The sequence below is a fragment of the Streptomyces sp. NPDC057280 genome, from assembly GCF_042668605.1.
In the GTDB taxonomy this organism is placed as follows: Bacteria; Actinomycetota; Actinomycetes; order Streptomycetales; family Streptomycetaceae; genus Streptomyces.
In genome coordinates, this window is the sequence record NZ_JBHUYR010000009.1 from 222,468 (window position 1) to 237,113 (window position 14,646).

The window sequence follows — 14,646 nt, forward strand, 5'->3', positions numbered from 1 at the left end:
GAGCCGCACCCTCATGGCCGAAAACCCCGCCTACCCCGTAGGCCTCCGCCTCACCGGCCGCAAGGTCGTCGTCCTCGGCGGCGGGCAGGTCGCCCAGCGCCGCCTCCCGGCCCTGATCGCGGCGGGCGCGGACATCGTCCTCGTGTCCCCCGAGGCGACCCCTTCCGTCGAAGCCATGGCGGACGCCGGCGAGATCACCTGGGAGAAGCGCCCCTACACGACCGGCGACCTCACCGGCGCCTGGTACGCCCTCATCGCCACCAGCGACCCCGAGGCGAACACCGCCGCCTCCGCCGAGGCCGAGGCGCACCGCGTCTGGTGCGTCCGCTCCGACGACGCCGACCAGGCCACCGCCTGGACCCCCGCCACCGGCCACAGCGAAGGCGTCACCGTCGCGGTCCTCACCACCGACGCGCGCGGCCGCGACCCCCGCCACACCGCCGCCATCCGCGACGCGGTCGTCGAGGGACTCCGCGACGGCACCCTCGTCGCCCCCCACCACCGCACCCGCACCCCGGGCGTCGCCCTCGTCGGCGGCGGACCCGGCGACCCGGACCTCATCACGGTCCGCGGCCGCCGCCTGCTCGCCGAGGCGGACGTCGTCATCGCCGACCGCCTCGGCCCGCGCGACCTCCTCGCCGAACTCCCGCCGCACGTCGAGGTGATCGACGCGGCGAAGATCCCGTACGGCCGTTTCATGGCCCAGGAGGCCATCAACAACGCGCTGATCGAGCACGCCAAGCAGGGCAAGTCCGTCGTACGGCTGAAGGGCGGCGACCCCTACGTCTTCGGCCGGGGCATGGAGGAGCTGCACGCTCTCGCCGAGGCCGGCATCCCCTGCACCGTCGTCCCCGGCATCTCCAGCTCGATCTCGGTCCCGGGCGCGGCCGGCATCCCGGTCACCCACCGCGGTGTCGCACACGAGTTCACGGTGGTCAGCGGCCATGTCGCCCCTGACGACGAGCGCTCCCTGGTCGACTGGGCGTCCCTGGCCAAGCTCACCGGCACCCTGGTGATCCTCATGGGCGTCGACAAGATCGGCAGGATCGCCGAGACGCTGGTCGCCCACGGCAAGTCCCCGGACACCCCGGTCGCCCTGGTCCAGGAGGGCACCACCGCCGCCCAGCGCCGCGTGGACGCCACCCTCGCGACGGTCGGCGAGACGGCCGTACGCGAGGACGTGAAGCCACCCGCGGTGATCGTCATCGGCGAGGTCGTCACCGTAGGCCCGCGGGCATCCGAGTAACCCCGGGTAACACAACTCGTTCCCAGCCGTTGGCACCGCACCCAGAGCAAGGCAGTATCACCCTGTGGCCGATCTCATCACCGTCGAGGACCCCGACGACCCGCGCCTGCGCGACTACACAGGCCTGACCGACGTGGAGCTGCGCCGCAAGCGCGAACCGGCCGAGGGCCTGTTCATCGCCGAGGGCGAGAAGGTCATCAGACGAGCCAAGGACGCCGGCTACGAGATGCGTTCGATGCTGCTGTCCGCCAAGTGGGTCGACGTCATGCGCGACGTCATCGACGAGCTCCCGGCGCCGGTCTACGCCGTCAGCCCGGAACTCGCCGAGCGGGTCACCGGCTACCACGTGCACCGCGGCGCGCTCGCCTCCATGCAGCGCAAACCGCTCCCGACGGCGACCGACCTCCTCCAGACGGCCCGCCGGGTGGTGGTCATGGAGTCGGTCAACGACCACACCAACATCGGCGCGATCTTCCGCTCGGCGGCGGCCCTGGGCATGGACGCGGTGCTGCTCTCACCGGACTGCGCGGACCCGCTCTACCGCCGCAGCGTGAAGGTCTCGATGGGCGCGGTCTTCTCCGTCCCCTACGCCCGTCTCGACACCTGGCCCAAGAGCCTGGAGTCGGTCCGCGAGGCCGGCTTCACGCTCCTCGCCCTCACCCCGGACGAGAAGGCCAAGACCCTCGACGAGACCGCCCCGCACAAGATGGACCGCGTCGCCCTGATGCTCGGCGCGGAGGGCGACGGCCTCTCCACCCAGGCCCTGGTCGCCGCCGACGAATGGGTCCGCATCCCGATGGCCCACGGCGTCGACTCCCTCAACGTCGGCGCGGCGGCAGCGGTCGCCTTCTACGCGGTGGCCACGGGACGCCCCGAGCTGTAAGCCCGCGCCTCAGTCGAACGTCTCCAACGTCGACTCGAACCGCTCGGACATCAACTTCCCCTTGTCCAGCGGCGGATAGTGCACCTGCTGCTGCCGTACGCCGTCACGCTCGTCGCCGATGCCCCGCGCCGGGCCCTGGCACCCCTGCGCCGCGGCGATGCCGAGAGCCACCAGCAGGGTCACGACCACGAACACGAACAGCCGCTGCCGCAGCAGCCGCGGATTGGCGGGCCGCCGGCCCGTCCCCGTGGTCCTGGGCGCCGGACGCCCCGTACCACTGCGCGGCGCGGGACGGTTCCCGCCCCCCGAACGGGTCGTGTTCCGCGAGGCCGGCGTCGGCCGGGCACCGGACCGGGACGTGGGACCGCCACCCCGCGACGGCGTGCCGTTGCGCGAGGGAGCGGGCCCGCGCGAGGACGACGGCGTACCGCCGCGCGGCGCCGGAGTGCGCTGCGTGGGCCCCGGCTGCGCCCCCGGAGGCCGCCGCTGCTGAAGCCGCTGCGGGTCGGAATAGCTCTCGGTGACCCGCCCTGCGGGCCGGTCGACATCGGCGCCGCGCGGCGCGGGCGGCCGTACGTCGGCCAGCCCCTGCGCCTCCCGCGCGGCGATCTCCTTGAGCCGCAGCGACAGTTGGAGGGTGCTCGGCCGTTCCTCGGGGTCCTTGGCGAGACAGGCACGCACGAGCGGAGCAAGAGCGTCCGGTACGCCGTGCAGCTGCGCCTCCTCGTGCACGACCCGGTACAGCATCACCTCGGAACTGCCGTGCCCGAAGGGCGAGTCGCCCATCGAGGCGTACGCCAGGGTCGCACCGAGCGAGAACACGTCGGTGGCCGGAGTGACGGCCGCGCCGCGCACCTGCTCCGGCGCGAGGAAACCGGGCGAGCCGACGGCGGTGCCGACATGCGTGAGCGTCGAGGCCCCCGTCGCCCAGGCGATGCCGAAGTCGATGATCCGCGGCCCCTTGGGGGAGAGCAGGATGTTGGACGGCTTCAGATCCCGGTGCACCACACCGGCCTCGTGCACCGCCACCAGCCCTTCCGACAGCGCCGCACCGATCGCGGCGACCTCGGCCGCGACCAGGGAACCCTCGTCGGCGACCTTGTCGTGCAGGGAGGGGCCGGGCACGTACTGGGTGGCGAACCACGGCCGCTCGGCCTCCAGATCGGCCGCCACGAGCCGTGCCGTGCAACCACCCCTGATCCGCCGGGCCGCCGAGACCTCACGCGCGAACCGCGAACGGAACTCCTGGTCCTCCGCCAGATCGGGCCGGATCACCTTCAGTGCGACCCGCTGCCCCTTCTTGTCGGAGCCCAGGTAGACGACGCCCATACCGCCCGCGCCGAGCCGTCTGTGAAGCCTGAACGAGCCGACGACGCGCGGGTCCTCGCGCCTCAGGCGCATCATCGCCATGTTCATCCCCGCTGCCCGGTCCGTGTGACGAGCCACAGCTTACGTTTATGCGGCCGCCCGCGCGCAGAGGCCGCGCCCTCTCGTCCCGATGGATTGTCAGTGCCCGGTGGGAGAATTGAGAGGTGGTCAGGGAGCGCGCGCACCGCGGGGCTTTGACGCGCGCGCTCTCCCAACCATCCGTCGCAGAAGGGGGATTGAACCCGTGAAGGGTGATCGCGTGGAGATAGTCGTGGACGCAGGGGACACGACGCGCACGTACGAGGTGGTGGCGAGCAGAGCGGGCCGCCGAGTGGAGACAGCGGTCCGCCGAGGTGTGGTGGAAGTGAGCGAAGTCACCCGCAGCGGCTCCGTCGTCCGGACGGCCCGCTTCATGGCGACGCGGGTCCTGGCGCTGGTCGAGCAGCCGGTGCCGCGCGAGGACAGCTCGGAGAAACCGGGGCCAAGCGGGCGCCCCCTCCGGGAAGACCCGGAGACCTAGGTCTCCGTCTCCACCCAGGGGAGTACTCCGCAGGTCATGGCTCATCCTCCGGGAGGCCCGGCAATCGGTACGAGGGCATGACGTGCGGCGCTCGCCGTCCGCCTAGATTTGAGGTCAAGCGGCGGGTGCAGCACTCGTCCCCCGAGGTCAGACACCCGCCGCTGCCAACGACAACGGAAACGGTCAGGAGAGGGACCATGGCCCACACGGCACCGCGGACGATGATCCGCACACAGGAGCGCACCACGTTCCGCCCCCGCCGCACGGGCCGCCGTCACCCCTTGGTGGCGACGCTGATGGCCCTTCCTCCTGCGGTCCTGCTCTTCCTCCTCTTCGGAGGCTGGGAGACGGTGGCCACACAGGCGTCGTCCGTGGGCGTGATGCTGGGGCGCTGAGCGGCGACCCCAGGCCCGGAAGAGCGGTCCGGGCGGGGACATCCACCCATGAAACCCCGTGGGGACGGGGGTGCGGCGGACGGCACAAATGCCGGCGCAGCTGGGGAGCTGCGCCGGCATTGCTTTTTCCGCGACTTTTCCGCGACGCGGTCGTCGCGAACGGCTCTGCCCCGGCCGATGCGGGCGCCGTACCCTCACAGCCTGACCGTGCACCGCCCGAGGGAGCCCCGTGACCGCCACCGCCCTGCTCGCCGAGCTCACCACCCGGGCCAAGGTCACGGCCCATGCCCGAACCGCGTCCTGCGTCTGCGGCACCAGCACCCTCGCCGACCGCCCCGACGCCACCGTCGTCCGCCACGCCGACACGGTCGCCAAGGCCCACGCCCCGGGCACCCCCCTCGCGGAGCTGACCCCCCGCCTCGCCACGGCCACCCGTCTCCCGGGCATCCTCCTCCCCCCGCTCGCCCCCACCCCGGCCGCCCTCCACGACCGCCTCGTCACGTTCTGGCCGTACGGCACCCCCGTGGACCCGCAGAAACCGGACGCGGCCCCCTGGCAGGAGGCGGCGACCCTTCTCGCCCGTCTGCACCGCACCCCGGCCGCCCCGGACCTCCCCGCGATGCGCGGCCCGGCCAAGGCGGCCCACGCGGTCGACCGCCTCCGCGCGGCACCACCGCACCCCGCCAGCCGCCCCGTCCTCGAAGCCTGGGCCACCCTCCCCGCCTGGGCCCGCGCTGAGGCGCCCATGCCGGACACCCGCACCCTCTGCCACGGCGACCTCCACCTCGGCCAGCTCGTCCGCCACCCCGCCCCCGACGGACCGTGGCTCCTCATCGACGTCGACGACCTCGGCACCGGCGTACCCGCCTGGGACCTCGCCCGCCCGGCCGCCTGGTACGCCTGCGGGCTGCTCCCGCCCGACGAGTGGACCCGCTTCCTCGACGCCTACCGCGCCGCGGGCGGCCCCGCCGTACCGCCCGACGGCGACCCCTGGCCCGCCCTGGACGTCCCGGCCCGCGCCCTGACCGTGCAGACCGCCGCACGCTTCCTCGCCAAGGCCCTCGCGGCGGACCGCCCGCTGGACGAGGTCGAACAGTTGCTGATCGACGCCTGTGCCCGAATCGGTTCCGCCCCACCGGAGTTGACCGGGACATTCGCGAAGTAGGGTGCAACCGACCGCAGCCGGACAGTGTCTGTCCTGGCGGAACACGAAGCAGGACCGACCGGCGAGGAGTTGAGCCGACCATGCAGTGCCCCAAGTGCCATGCCCCCATGCACACGTACAACCGCAACGGCGTCCAGATCGAGCAGTGCAGTGGCTGTCGCGGGATCTTCCTGGACTACGGCGAGCTGGAGGCGCTGACCCGCCTGGAGTCCCAGTGGAGCCAGCCCGCCCCGCCGCCCCCAGCCGCCCCGCAGGCCTACCCGGCCCCCGCGGCCCCCGCCTGGGGCGCCCCGCAGCACGGCGGGCACCACGGCGGCCACTACGGCCACCACCAGCGGCACAAGAGCTTCGGCCACATGCTGTTCTCCAGCTGAGCGGCCCGACGGCCGACCGCACACGAAGAAGCCCCCGGCACAAGGCCGGGGGCTTCGGTGTGTGGACGATACTGGGATTGAACCAGTGACCTCTTCCGTGTCAGGGAAGCGCTCTCCCGCTGAGCTAATCGTCCTCGGGATCACAGTCGAGACTGTGGATCTTGCGTGCGCGATACTGGGATTGAACCAGTGACCTCTTCCGTGTCAGGGAAGCGCTCTCCCGCTGAGCTAATCGCGCGGGTCAGACCTTCGATCAACCGAAGATCCAGTGGACGATACTGGGATTGAACCAGTGACCTCTTCCGTGTCAGGGAAGCGCTCTCCCGCTGAGCTAATCGTCCTTGGAGGTGGAGACGGGATTTGAACCCGTGTAGACGGCTTTGCAGGCCGTTGCCTCGCCTCTCGGCCACTCCACCAGGAGTGTCGGGGGTTCGGGATGATCCCCCTTGCTCTTCCGAGCGAACGACGAGGTTCGAACTCGCGACCTCAACCTTGGCAAGGTTGCGCTCTACCAACTGAGCTACGTTCGCCTGTCTTTCCGTTCGGCTTGCGCGTCCCGGCGACGTGTTGAACTCTAGCGGATTCCTGGGCCAGTACAAAAACGCGTTTGTGCAGCGTGCTGCGCTGCGTCTGCCCGCGCACCTGCTCAGGGGCCCCGAAGGGACATGACCAGGTCACCCGCGGGACACCCGCCATAGACTCGACGCGTGCTCGACCTCGCTCCTCTCGCCCGCTTCGGTGACCGTGTCGCCACCGGTCTCCTCGACGTCACCAGCGACCCGGCTGCCCTGGACTCCAGTGGCTTCTGGGCCGTCTGCGCCGACTTCGAGGGCCGTCTGACCTGCGCCCGTTTCCGGGACGTACGACAGGAGGCGGTGCCCGCCCCGGTGCCGGGGGCGTGGCACGGCCCGGCGGTCGGCGACTGGACGTCGTCCCTGGACCGTGCCGGGTACACGGCGGGCGTGCGGCGCATACGGGAGCACATCGCGGCCGGCGAGGTCTATCAGGCGAACCTCTGCCGCGTCCTGAGCGCGCCTGTGGCGCCCGACGCCGACGTGGACGCGCTGACGGCCCTGCTGGCCCGCGGCAACCCGGCACCATACGCAGGAACGATCCGGCTGCCGGAGCACGGCGTGGAGGTGGCCACCGCCTCACCCGAGCTGTTCCTGCGCCGCGAGGGCCGGGTCGTCGAGTCCGGGCCGATCAAGGGCACCGGACGCACCGAGGCGGACCTCCTGGAGAAGGACTACGCCGAGAACGTCATGATCGTCGACCTGGTCCGCAACGACATCGGGCAGGTCTGCGCCACCGGCAGCGTCACCGTCCCCGACCTGTGCGCCGTGGAGAAGCACCCCGGCCTCGTGCACCTCGTCTCGACGGTCCGCGGTGAGCTGCGCGACGGCGCCGGCTGGCCGGAGCTGCTGGCCGCCGCGTTCCCGCCGGGCTCGGTCACCGGCGCGCCCAAGTCCAGCGCCCTGCGGATCATCGACGCCCTGGAGACGGCGCCGCGCGGCCCCTACTGCGGCGGCGTCGGCTGGGTCGACGCCGACCGGGGCACCGGGGAGCTGGCCGTCGGCATCCGCACCTTCTGGATCGACCGCGCCGAAGGCGTGCTGCGCTTCGGCACCGGCGCCGGGATCACCTGGGGTTCCGACCCCGACGGGGAGTGGCGGGAGACCGAGCTGAAGGCCGCCCGGCTGCTCGCGGTAGCGTCGGGAACGTACGAGGTGAGTGGAGAGGGACTACCGACGTGAAGATCTGGCTCGACGGCGGGCTTGAGGACAGCGAGTCCGCCCGCGTCTCCGTCTTCGACCACGGGCTGACCGTGGGCGACGGCATCTTCGAGACCGTGAAGGCGGTGGACGGCCGCCCGTTCGCCCTGACCCGGCACCTGGACCGGCTGACCCGCTCCGCCCGTGGTCTCGGTCTGCCCGACCCGGACCTCGACGAGGTGCGCCGCGCCTGCGCCGCCGTCCTCGACGCCAACCCCGTGCCGCTCGGCCGGCTGCGCATCACCTACACCGGCGGCCACGGCCCCCTCGGCTCCGACCGCGGGGAACACGGCCCGACCCTGGTCGTCGCCCTCGGCGAGACCAAGCGCCGCCCCGACACCACGGCCGCGATCACCGTCCCCTGGACGCGCAACGAGCGCGGCGCCCTGGCCGGTCTGAAGACCACCTCGTACGCCGAGAACGTCGTCGCGCTCTCCCGCGCGCACGCCCAGGGCGCCTCGGAGGCGCTGTTCGCCAACACCGTGGGACAGCTCTGCGAGGGCACCGGGTCGAACGTCTTCGTCGTCCTGGACGGCGAGCTCCACACTCCGCCGCTCGCCTCCGGCTGCCTCGCGGGCATTACACGCGCGTTGACGGTCGAATGGACCGGCGCCAAGGAGACCGACCTGCCGCTGGACGTCCTGGAGCGGGCAGAGGAGGTCTTCCTCACCTCCACCCTGCGCGACGTACAGGCCGTGCACCGCGTCGACGACCGCGAACTGCCCGGTGCGCCGGGACCGGTGACCGCGAAGGCCATGCGGATCTTCGACGAGCGGGCGGGCAACGACCTCGACCCGTGACAGGCCCCCGTCCCCGAGGCGCTCCGAATATTGGGCTGCCTCGGAGCACGGCAGCGGGTAGAACACCCCTGATGACCACCACCCTGCGGCCGACCGAGCCGCTCCAGCAGCATGCCGACGGCACGCGTTCACGCCGCTACCAGGTGTGCGTGAACAGCCGTCCCGTCGGCGCCGTCCGCCTCGGCACGTCGCCCGCCTTCGGCGCCTCCGTGGCGTGCATCCACGATCTGCGCATCGAGGAACCCGACCGGCGCCGGGGCCGGGGGACGGTGGCCGCGCTGGCCGCCGAGGAGGTCGCGCGCGGCTGGGGCTGCCGGGAGATCGAGATCGGCGTCGCCGCGACCGAGGAGGCGGCGCTACGGCTCGTCCGGGCGCTCGGCTACGTCCTGCGCAACCGCGGCATGCGGAAGCAGCTCGCCGACACCCCGCCCACGCTGCCGGCCGGCTACCGGGCGCGCCCCATGACCGAGGCCGACTTCGACGCCTGGCTGATGCACGAGACCGAGGACTACGCGCGCACCTGGATCGCCCGGGGCGTGCCCGAGGCCGAGGCCCGCGCCAAGTCCCGGCGCGACCACGACACCCTGCTGCCCCAGGGCTTCGCCACCGAGGACACGTGGTTGCACATCCTCGAACACGAGGGCACGCGCGTGGGCGTCCTGTGGCTCGCCCTGCGGGACGGCAAGCCCTTCGTCTACGACGTCGAGGTGGACGCGGACCGGCGCGGCCACGGCCACGGCCGCGCCCTGATGCTGCTGGCGGAGATCCAGGCACACGCCCTCGGCAGCAGCACCCTGGGCCTCAACGTGTTCGCGGGTAACACCCCGGCCGAGCGCCTGTACGAGTCACTGGGATACGAGACGACGCGGTACGCCTTCTACAAGCCGCTGCTGTAGCGGCCGTCGAGGAGCCGCCGGAGCCGCGGGGGTCAGGCGTTCCCGGCCAGCAGCCGGTCCACGATCTCCTCGATGCGCTCGCGCAGGCCCTCCTGGCTCTTGCCGCCGTCGAGACGCTCACCGTCGACCACGTACGTCGGGGTGCCGGTCACGCCGATCGCCTTGCCCTCGGCCTGGTCGGCGTCCACGATCAGGATGTGCCGGCCGTCGATCAGCGCGGTGTCGAACTCCTCGGCGTCGAGGCCCAGTTCACCGGCCACCTCGACCAGGAAGGGCTCTCCCTTACGGTCCAGCTCCTCGACCCGCCCCAGCACGGCCTCGACGTACTCCCACGCCCTGCCCTGCTCCGCGGCCTCCTCGGCGGCCTGCGCGGCGGCGAAGGCGTGCTTGTGCTTCTCCAGCGGGAAGTGCCGCAGGCGCACCTCCAGCCGGTCGCCGTAACGGGCCCGCAGAGCCCGGATGTCGTCCAGGGCGTCACGGCAGTCAGGGCACTGGAGTTCGCACCAGACGTCGAGCACGGGGACGACGGGACGCACGGGGGAGGAGTCACTCATACCCCCAGTCTCCCAGCCGCCCTGCGAACGACCGAATCGACCCTGGTGGGCCGGCACGGCCGCTTGGCGCACCCCCGGCCGGCACCCGCCCCGACCGGCACCTGCGGACGATCCGACCCGGAGATGTCCCTGATGTCCTGTCGGAGCATGGCCCCAGGGGGTTCGGGCGGTGCAGGATGGAAGGGACGAACTGGCCGACCGACCCCTGCCTGGAGGACCGGATGATTGCCGAGACCGTCTGTTCCGCCGTCTCCGCGGCAGGCCTGGGCATCGCGGCGGTCACGGCGTACCGCAAGCGCTTCCTCGCGGCCGCCCGGATCGCGGCGTACTCGCTCGTGCCGATCGGCCTGGTGATGACCGGCGTCGTGGAGTGGGCGGCCGACACGGCCTTCAGCGTCACGGCCTGGGCGGGCTTCGGGGTGCTCGGCGCCGCCTGGCTGCTCTTCTCCGCCACGCGCGCGGTGGAGCGCCGCCGCGGCGGTACCCGCAAGGAGCGCAAGGCGGCCCGGTCGGCTCAGCGTGAGGCGGTCGCACCGGCGGCCTCGGCCCCCTCCCTCGGCCCGAGCGCCCGGGCCGCCTCCCGCCCGGCCGCCACGCCGCGCTCCGGGACCGCGGCGGACGACTTCAGCGACATCGAGGCCATCCTGAAGAAGCACGGCATATGACGGACGCGGGCTGACTGAAACGACACAGTCGGCACCGATCCGAACGCGCCGTGAACGTTCTGGACCGCGGATCACGGGATCCGGCGAACTACCCTGCGTTTCCGGGCGTGTTGGTAACGCCGAGGGTGCTGTCTGCGTCATCATCGCCCGCGAGATGCTGGACACGACACAGAGCGACGCCGCGCCGCCTCAGGACGAGCCGCGCGGGTGCCTTTTCGCCCTTTCCCAGCCACCGCTGATGATCTTCCTTGCGGTGATCGGGTGTCTGCTGCTCATGGCTGCGCTGCACGATCTGCTGTTGCTGTGAGCCGTTCCCGCGGTACCCGGCGCCACCCGCCGGGTACCGCGGGCGGCACTCCCGCGGAGCGCTGACGCTCAGCCCGCCGCTTCCTTCCGGCGCGCCCGGTAGGCGGCCACGTGCAGCCGGTTCCCGCAGGTGCGGCTGTCGCAGTAGCGCCGCGACCGGTTGCGGGAGAGGTCGACGAAGGCGCGCCGGCAGTCGGGCGCCTCGCAGCGCCGCAGCCGCTCCTGCTCCCCGGCGACCACGAAGAAGGCCAGCGCCATCCCGCAGTCCGCCGCCAGATGATCGGCGACGGAGGCGCCCGGGGCGAAGTAGTGCACGTGCCAGTCGTAGCCGTCGTGATCCGTGAGCCGGGGCGTGGTGCCCGCCGCGGCCACCAGCTCGTTGATCATCCCGGCGGCGACCCGGGCGTCCGCGGCCGAGAAGATCGCGGCGAACCGCCCGCGGATCTTGCGCACCGCGGAGAGGTCGAACTCGGAGAGCACCCCGACATCGCTGATCTCGTGCTTTCGTACGAAATCCTCGAGAGCAACGACGTCCGGCAGCCCGTCCGGGGTCGTGGTGTCCTCCGGTGCGGTGTTCACCAGATCCACCACGGCATCGAGGGCGCACCGGGTGTCATGGGTGATCAGCACATTTCGCTCCCTGGCCTGGGGGTCGGGCGGGTGCCCGCCCGATGCTGGCCGATCGTAGTGGCTTCCTGAGCGGCTGTACCGGTCGCGGCCGCCCGGATCCCGCGCCACCGTGCGGCTGAGAGACCGCACCAGCACACCGGCGCCGCCCCGCGAGGATCCGCGGTGACAGCGCCGGTGTGCGTACCTATGCGGTTGTCTTGGCCCGAGCCGTCACCCCGAGTCGACGGCGCCGGGCGGCTTGGTGAGGCCTCGCCCTAGCTTTCCGCCAGGATGTGCGAGAGCTCCTGATCGAGATCGAAGTGCCGGTGCTCGGTGCCGGGCGGCACCGCAGCGTCCGTGCGCTTCAGGAACGACTCCAGGGCCCGTGCCGGGGCCTCGAGCAGGGCTTCGCCCTCCGGGGAGCTCAGGGCGATGCACACGACGCCCTGACCGTGACTGCGCGACGGCCAGACTCGGACGTCGCCGGTGCCGGTGGGCCGGTGGAGGCCCTCCGCGAGGAGGTCGCGGGCGAACACCCACTCGACGGTCTCCTCGGCTCCGGTGTGGAAGGTGGCGTGCACGGCGTAGGGGTCGGCCGTGTCGTACCGCAGGCCTGCGGGGACAGGCAGGGAGGACTCGCTCGACACAACGAGGCGCAGGTGCAGCTCGCAGCTGACCGTGGTGTTCATAAGCGCCAGGGCCTTTCGCTCAGTGTGCGCTCGGGGATTCGCACGTCGGCGAAATCGACATGCCACCTACGGTGCCGTTGTAAACCCCTCTGAGTGTTTTGCGTGCCTTTACGTAACTCTTCCGGCCGAGGACCTGTTCGCGAGGTACGACCATTACGGTGACTGGTTTCTCTCCGGTAGGGTTTGGCTGTATGAACACGGGGAGTGACGAGCGGGCCGAGGCGGCTGTGGCATCGGACGAGACGCAGACCAGTGGGGCGCAGGGCGAGCAGGGGCTCGGCTCGAAAGCGCCGGAATTCATCAAGGCCCGCCGTGTGCTGCACCTGAGCTGGCAGGTCGGGATCTTCATCATCGGCCTCGCGGTCGTGGTCCTGGGCATCATCATGCTTCCGCTGCCCGGACCCGGCTGGGTCGTGATCTTCGGCGGCATGGCGATCTGGGCGACCGAGTTCGTCTGGGCCCAGCTGGTGCTGCGCTGGACGAAACGCAAGGTGACCGAGGCGGCACAGCGGGCGCTCGACCCCAAGGTCCGCCGGCGCAACATCATCCTGACGTCGATCGGCCTGGTGATCGTGGCCGCGATCGTCGCGGTCTACGTCTACAAGTTCGGCTTCGAGATGCCCTGGAACATCAAGGACCAGTGACCACCGGCCGCGCGGGGGGTGCTCAGGCACCCCCTGACATGGGGTAATGTTCTTCCTGCGTCCGGGCGATTAGCTCAGTGGGAGAGCGCTTCGTTCACACCGAAGAGGTCACTGGTTCGAACCCAGTATCGCCCACCCGGACCGACGGCCCGCCTGCGAGCAGCAGGCGGGCCGTCGGCGTTCCCGGCTCCGGGCCGGCCGACGAGTTCAGGCCGGACAACCTCCGGGAGCGATCGGCCAGTTCATGTTCGGCCGGTCGGACTCGGCTGCCTCACCTGCGACTTCACGCGCTGTTCCGCGGCACGGTTCTCCGCTGTGCCGTCAACTCGCCGAGCCGTCCCGCAAGAAATTCCTGTCCGAATCATTGACGCCCCCCGAGGGGCTTCGTACCTTGTGCCAGCAAGCGCTTACTTGAAACGATTCATGCAGGCGGCAACGACGCTGCGGGGAGGGCCCGACTGTGGGAACCAGCAGGAATGTTGAGAGGCGTACGATCCTGAAGGCGGCCGGTGGAGCGGCGGCCACGTTGGGGCTGGCGACGACGGCGGCGTGCGGGGGCGGTGACAGCGGCTCCGGCGACGGGAATGTGACGCTCCGTTATGCCTGGTGGGGCGGCGAGCCGCGGACCATTGCCATGAAGAAGGCGATCGCGGTCTTCGAGAAGAAGTACCCGAAGATCAAGATCAAGCCCGAATTCACCGATTACGCGGCGTTCTGGGAGAAGTTCCAGACGCAGGCCTCCGGTGGAAATCCGCCGGACGTATTCCAGAATGCCGTCGGATTCCTGCGCAAGTACGACAAGCGCGGAGTTCTGATGGACCTCAAGTCCCAGGCGGACTCCGGGAACCTGGACCTGAACAACTTCCGCAACGGCGTTCTGGCGAACGGTCAGGTCGACGGCAAGCAGCTCGGCATCCCCGTCGGCGCCAACACCATGGCGCTCGTCATCGACCTCAAGGCCTTCAAGAAGGCCGGCGTCGAGGCGAAGATGGGCTGGACCTGGGACGAGTACTTCGACGCCCTCCAGACCATCCAGGACAAGCTGAAGATCGCCGGCGACACCGGCTACTTCGGCATCATGTACCTGTACGACCTGTACCTCCGCCAGAACGGCAAGGCGTTCTTCACCGACTCCGCTCTCGGCTTCACCGAGGACGACCTGACGCAGTGGTGGGCGGACGGCTACAAGCGCGTGAAGTCCGGGCTCGTCACCGACCCGAAGAAGATCGAGCAGGTGCAGCCCAAGTCGGGCCTGTCGGCCGGGCTCGCCGCGTCCGAGTTCACCTGGGACAACTTCTCCATCCGCTACGAGGGCGAGGGCGAGTCGGACTACGGGCTCGCGCCGATCCCCACCACGGACGGCAAGGACACCGGTCAGTACCTCGGTTCGCTGATGCTCAGCGCCTTCTCCGGGACCAAGCACCCCAAGGAGGCCGCCCAGTTCATCTCCTTCATGGTCCACGACCCCGAGGTCGGCAAGATCATGGGCTACGACCGCGGCATCCTCTCGACGACCGAGCAGTACGACGCGTTCGTGCCCACCGACGACCAGAACAAGGGCGTCAAGGCGTACGAGGAAGAGGTCGCCAAGGCCGGTGTGCTGGGGAAGATCACCCCGCACCCGTCCGGCGCCGACGTCGTCGAGGCGGCGTTCCTGCGCATCGCCGGTGAGGTGTCCCAGGGCAAGACCAAGCCCGCCGACGCGGCGAAGGCACTGTTCAGCGAGGCCAAGGCCGCGTTCGCGGGCTGAGGGGACGTAC

Annotated in this window: 17 protein-coding genes and 6 tRNA genes; 14 read left to right on the forward strand and 9 right to left on the reverse strand. The window is 71.1% G+C overall.

Going from position 1 to position 14,646, the window contains the following annotated elements; translation table 11 throughout:
- The first annotated feature begins 13 nt into the window (after positions 1 to 13).
- A complete protein-coding gene (cobA, locus tag ACFUO4_RS37225) occupies positions 14 to 1,246 on the forward strand; it encodes a uroporphyrinogen-III C-methyltransferase (protein WP_383493261.1) in 1,233 nt (410 codons plus the stop codon).
- A gap of 64 nt (positions 1,247 to 1,310) precedes the next feature.
- Positions 1,311 to 2,129: a TrmH family RNA methyltransferase gene (locus ACFUO4_RS37230; protein WP_383493264.1), complete on the forward strand. Its 819-nt coding sequence runs from the start codon at positions 1,311 to 1,313 to the stop codon at positions 2,127 to 2,129.
- A 9-nt stretch (positions 2,130 to 2,138) separates the two neighbouring features.
- Here ACFUO4_RS37230 and ACFUO4_RS37235 read toward each other — a convergent pair whose 3' ends face one another.
- Positions 2,139 to 3,545 (reverse strand): protein kinase, encoded by a 1,407-nt coding sequence (locus ACFUO4_RS37235; protein WP_383493429.1) that lies wholly within the window; start codon positions 3,543 to 3,545, stop codon positions 2,139 to 2,141.
- Between the two features lie 196 nt (positions 3,546 to 3,741).
- Between ACFUO4_RS37235 and ACFUO4_RS37240 the strand changes: the two genes are divergently transcribed.
- From ACFUO4_RS37240 to ACFUO4_RS37255, 4 genes are all read left to right on the forward strand, one after another.
- Positions 3,742 to 4,017 (forward strand): hypothetical protein, encoded by a 276-nt coding sequence (locus ACFUO4_RS37240; RefSeq protein ID WP_383493267.1) that lies wholly within the window; start codon positions 3,742 to 3,744, stop codon positions 4,015 to 4,017.
- Positions 4,018 to 4,214: 197 nt separating this feature from the next.
- Entirely contained in the window at positions 4,215 to 4,412 is a 198-nt protein-coding gene (locus tag ACFUO4_RS37245) for a hypothetical protein (protein ID WP_383493270.1), read from the forward strand.
- 229 nt (positions 4,413 to 4,641) lie between these two features.
- Positions 4,642 to 5,577: a phosphotransferase family protein gene (locus ACFUO4_RS37250; RefSeq protein ID WP_383493273.1), complete on the forward strand. Its 936-nt coding sequence runs from the start codon at positions 4,642 to 4,644 to the stop codon at positions 5,575 to 5,577.
- Positions 5,578 to 5,657: 80 nt separating this feature from the next.
- The gene (locus ACFUO4_RS37255; RefSeq protein ID WP_126270797.1) at positions 5,658 to 5,951 is read left to right on the forward strand and encodes a zf-TFIIB domain-containing protein; all 294 of its coding nucleotides are present in this window, start codon (positions 5,658 to 5,660) and stop codon (positions 5,949 to 5,951) included.
- A 62-nt stretch (positions 5,952 to 6,013) separates the two neighbouring features.
- Here ACFUO4_RS37255 and ACFUO4_RS37260 read toward each other — a convergent pair.
- The 5 genes from ACFUO4_RS37260 to ACFUO4_RS37280 all read right to left on the reverse strand — a co-directional run bounded on the left by ACFUO4_RS37260 (position 6,014) and on the right by ACFUO4_RS37280 (position 6,481).
- Positions 6,014 to 6,085: transfer RNA gene (locus ACFUO4_RS37260), tRNA-Val, on the reverse strand.
- A 32-nt stretch (positions 6,086 to 6,117) separates the two neighbouring features.
- A tRNA-Val gene (locus ACFUO4_RS37265) sits at positions 6,118 to 6,189 on the reverse strand.
- A gap of 31 nt (positions 6,190 to 6,220) precedes the next feature.
- Positions 6,221 to 6,292 (reverse strand) — tRNA-Val (locus tag ACFUO4_RS37270).
- Between the two features lies 1 nt (position 6,293).
- A tRNA-Cys gene (locus ACFUO4_RS37275) sits at positions 6,294 to 6,367 on the reverse strand.
- A 41-nt stretch (positions 6,368 to 6,408) separates the two neighbouring features.
- Positions 6,409 to 6,481, reverse strand: a tRNA-Gly gene (locus ACFUO4_RS37280).
- A gap of 177 nt (positions 6,482 to 6,658) precedes the next feature.
- On the opposite strand from ACFUO4_RS37280, the gene ACFUO4_RS37285 reads away from it, so the two are divergent.
- From ACFUO4_RS37285 to ACFUO4_RS37295, 3 genes are all read left to right on the forward strand, one after another.
- Complete coding sequence (locus ACFUO4_RS37285) at positions 6,659 to 7,705, forward strand: chorismate-binding protein (protein WP_383493277.1); 1,047 nt, start codon at positions 6,659 to 6,661, stop codon at positions 7,703 to 7,705.
- Positions 7,702 to 8,523, forward strand: coding sequence for an aminotransferase class IV (locus ACFUO4_RS37290; protein WP_383493280.1), 822 nt, complete (start codon positions 7,702 to 7,704; stop codon positions 8,521 to 8,523). The genes ACFUO4_RS37285 and ACFUO4_RS37290 overlap by 4 nt, the downstream gene beginning before the upstream one ends.
- A 71-nt stretch (positions 8,524 to 8,594) precedes the next feature.
- The gene (locus tag ACFUO4_RS37295) at positions 8,595 to 9,419 is read left to right on the forward strand and encodes a GNAT family N-acetyltransferase (protein ID WP_383493283.1); all 825 of its coding nucleotides are present in this window, start codon (positions 8,595 to 8,597) and stop codon (positions 9,417 to 9,419) included.
- 32 nt (positions 9,420 to 9,451) lie between these two features.
- Here the strand turns inward: ACFUO4_RS37295 and ACFUO4_RS37300 are convergent, their stop codons facing one another.
- Positions 9,452 to 9,973 carry a DsbA family protein gene (locus tag ACFUO4_RS37300; RefSeq protein WP_383493285.1) on the reverse strand — a complete coding sequence of 174 codons (522 nt, stop codon included), beginning with the start codon at positions 9,971 to 9,973 and terminating at the stop codon, positions 9,452 to 9,454.
- Positions 9,974 to 10,194: 221 nt separating this feature from the next.
- Between ACFUO4_RS37300 and ACFUO4_RS37305 the strand changes: the two genes are divergently transcribed.
- Together ACFUO4_RS37305 and ACFUO4_RS37310 are read left to right on the forward strand one after the other, a co-directional pair.
- Positions 10,195 to 10,638: a hypothetical protein gene (locus tag ACFUO4_RS37305; protein ID WP_383493288.1), complete on the forward strand. Its 444-nt coding sequence runs from the start codon at positions 10,195 to 10,197 to the stop codon at positions 10,636 to 10,638.
- Positions 10,639 to 10,792: 154 nt separating this feature from the next.
- Positions 10,793 to 10,945 carry a hypothetical protein gene (locus ACFUO4_RS37310; protein WP_020138043.1) on the forward strand — a complete coding sequence of 51 codons (153 nt, stop codon included), beginning with the start codon at positions 10,793 to 10,795 and terminating at the stop codon, positions 10,943 to 10,945.
- 68 nt (positions 10,946 to 11,013) lie between these two features.
- Here the strand turns inward: ACFUO4_RS37310 and ACFUO4_RS37315 are convergent, their stop codons facing one another.
- Both ACFUO4_RS37315 and ACFUO4_RS37320 read right to left on the reverse strand, forming a co-directional pair.
- A complete protein-coding gene (locus ACFUO4_RS37315; RefSeq protein WP_383493292.1) occupies positions 11,014 to 11,574 on the reverse strand; it encodes a CGNR zinc finger domain-containing protein in 561 nt (186 codons plus the stop codon).
- Positions 11,575 to 11,828: 254 nt separating this feature from the next.
- Positions 11,829 to 12,242 (reverse strand): SsgA family sporulation/cell division regulator, encoded by a 414-nt coding sequence (locus tag ACFUO4_RS37320; RefSeq protein ID WP_004002642.1) that lies wholly within the window; start codon positions 12,240 to 12,242, stop codon positions 11,829 to 11,831.
- A gap of 191 nt (positions 12,243 to 12,433) precedes the next feature.
- Here ACFUO4_RS37320 and ACFUO4_RS37325 point away from each other — a divergent pair, with 191 nt between their 5' ends.
- The 3 genes from ACFUO4_RS37325 (at position 12,434) to ACFUO4_RS37335 (ending at position 14,636) form a co-directional block, all read left to right on the forward strand.
- Positions 12,434 to 12,886 carry a TIGR02611 family protein gene (locus tag ACFUO4_RS37325; RefSeq protein ID WP_079311291.1) on the forward strand — a complete coding sequence of 151 codons (453 nt, stop codon included), beginning with the start codon at positions 12,434 to 12,436 and terminating at the stop codon, positions 12,884 to 12,886.
- Between the two features lie 63 nt (positions 12,887 to 12,949).
- Positions 12,950 to 13,021: transfer RNA gene (locus ACFUO4_RS37330), tRNA-Val, on the forward strand.
- Positions 13,022 to 13,346: 325 nt separating this feature from the next.
- Complete coding sequence (locus ACFUO4_RS37335) at positions 13,347 to 14,636, forward strand: extracellular solute-binding protein (protein ID WP_383493297.1); 1,290 nt, start codon at positions 13,347 to 13,349, stop codon at positions 14,634 to 14,636.
- Positions 14,637 to 14,646 lie beyond the last annotated feature (10 nt).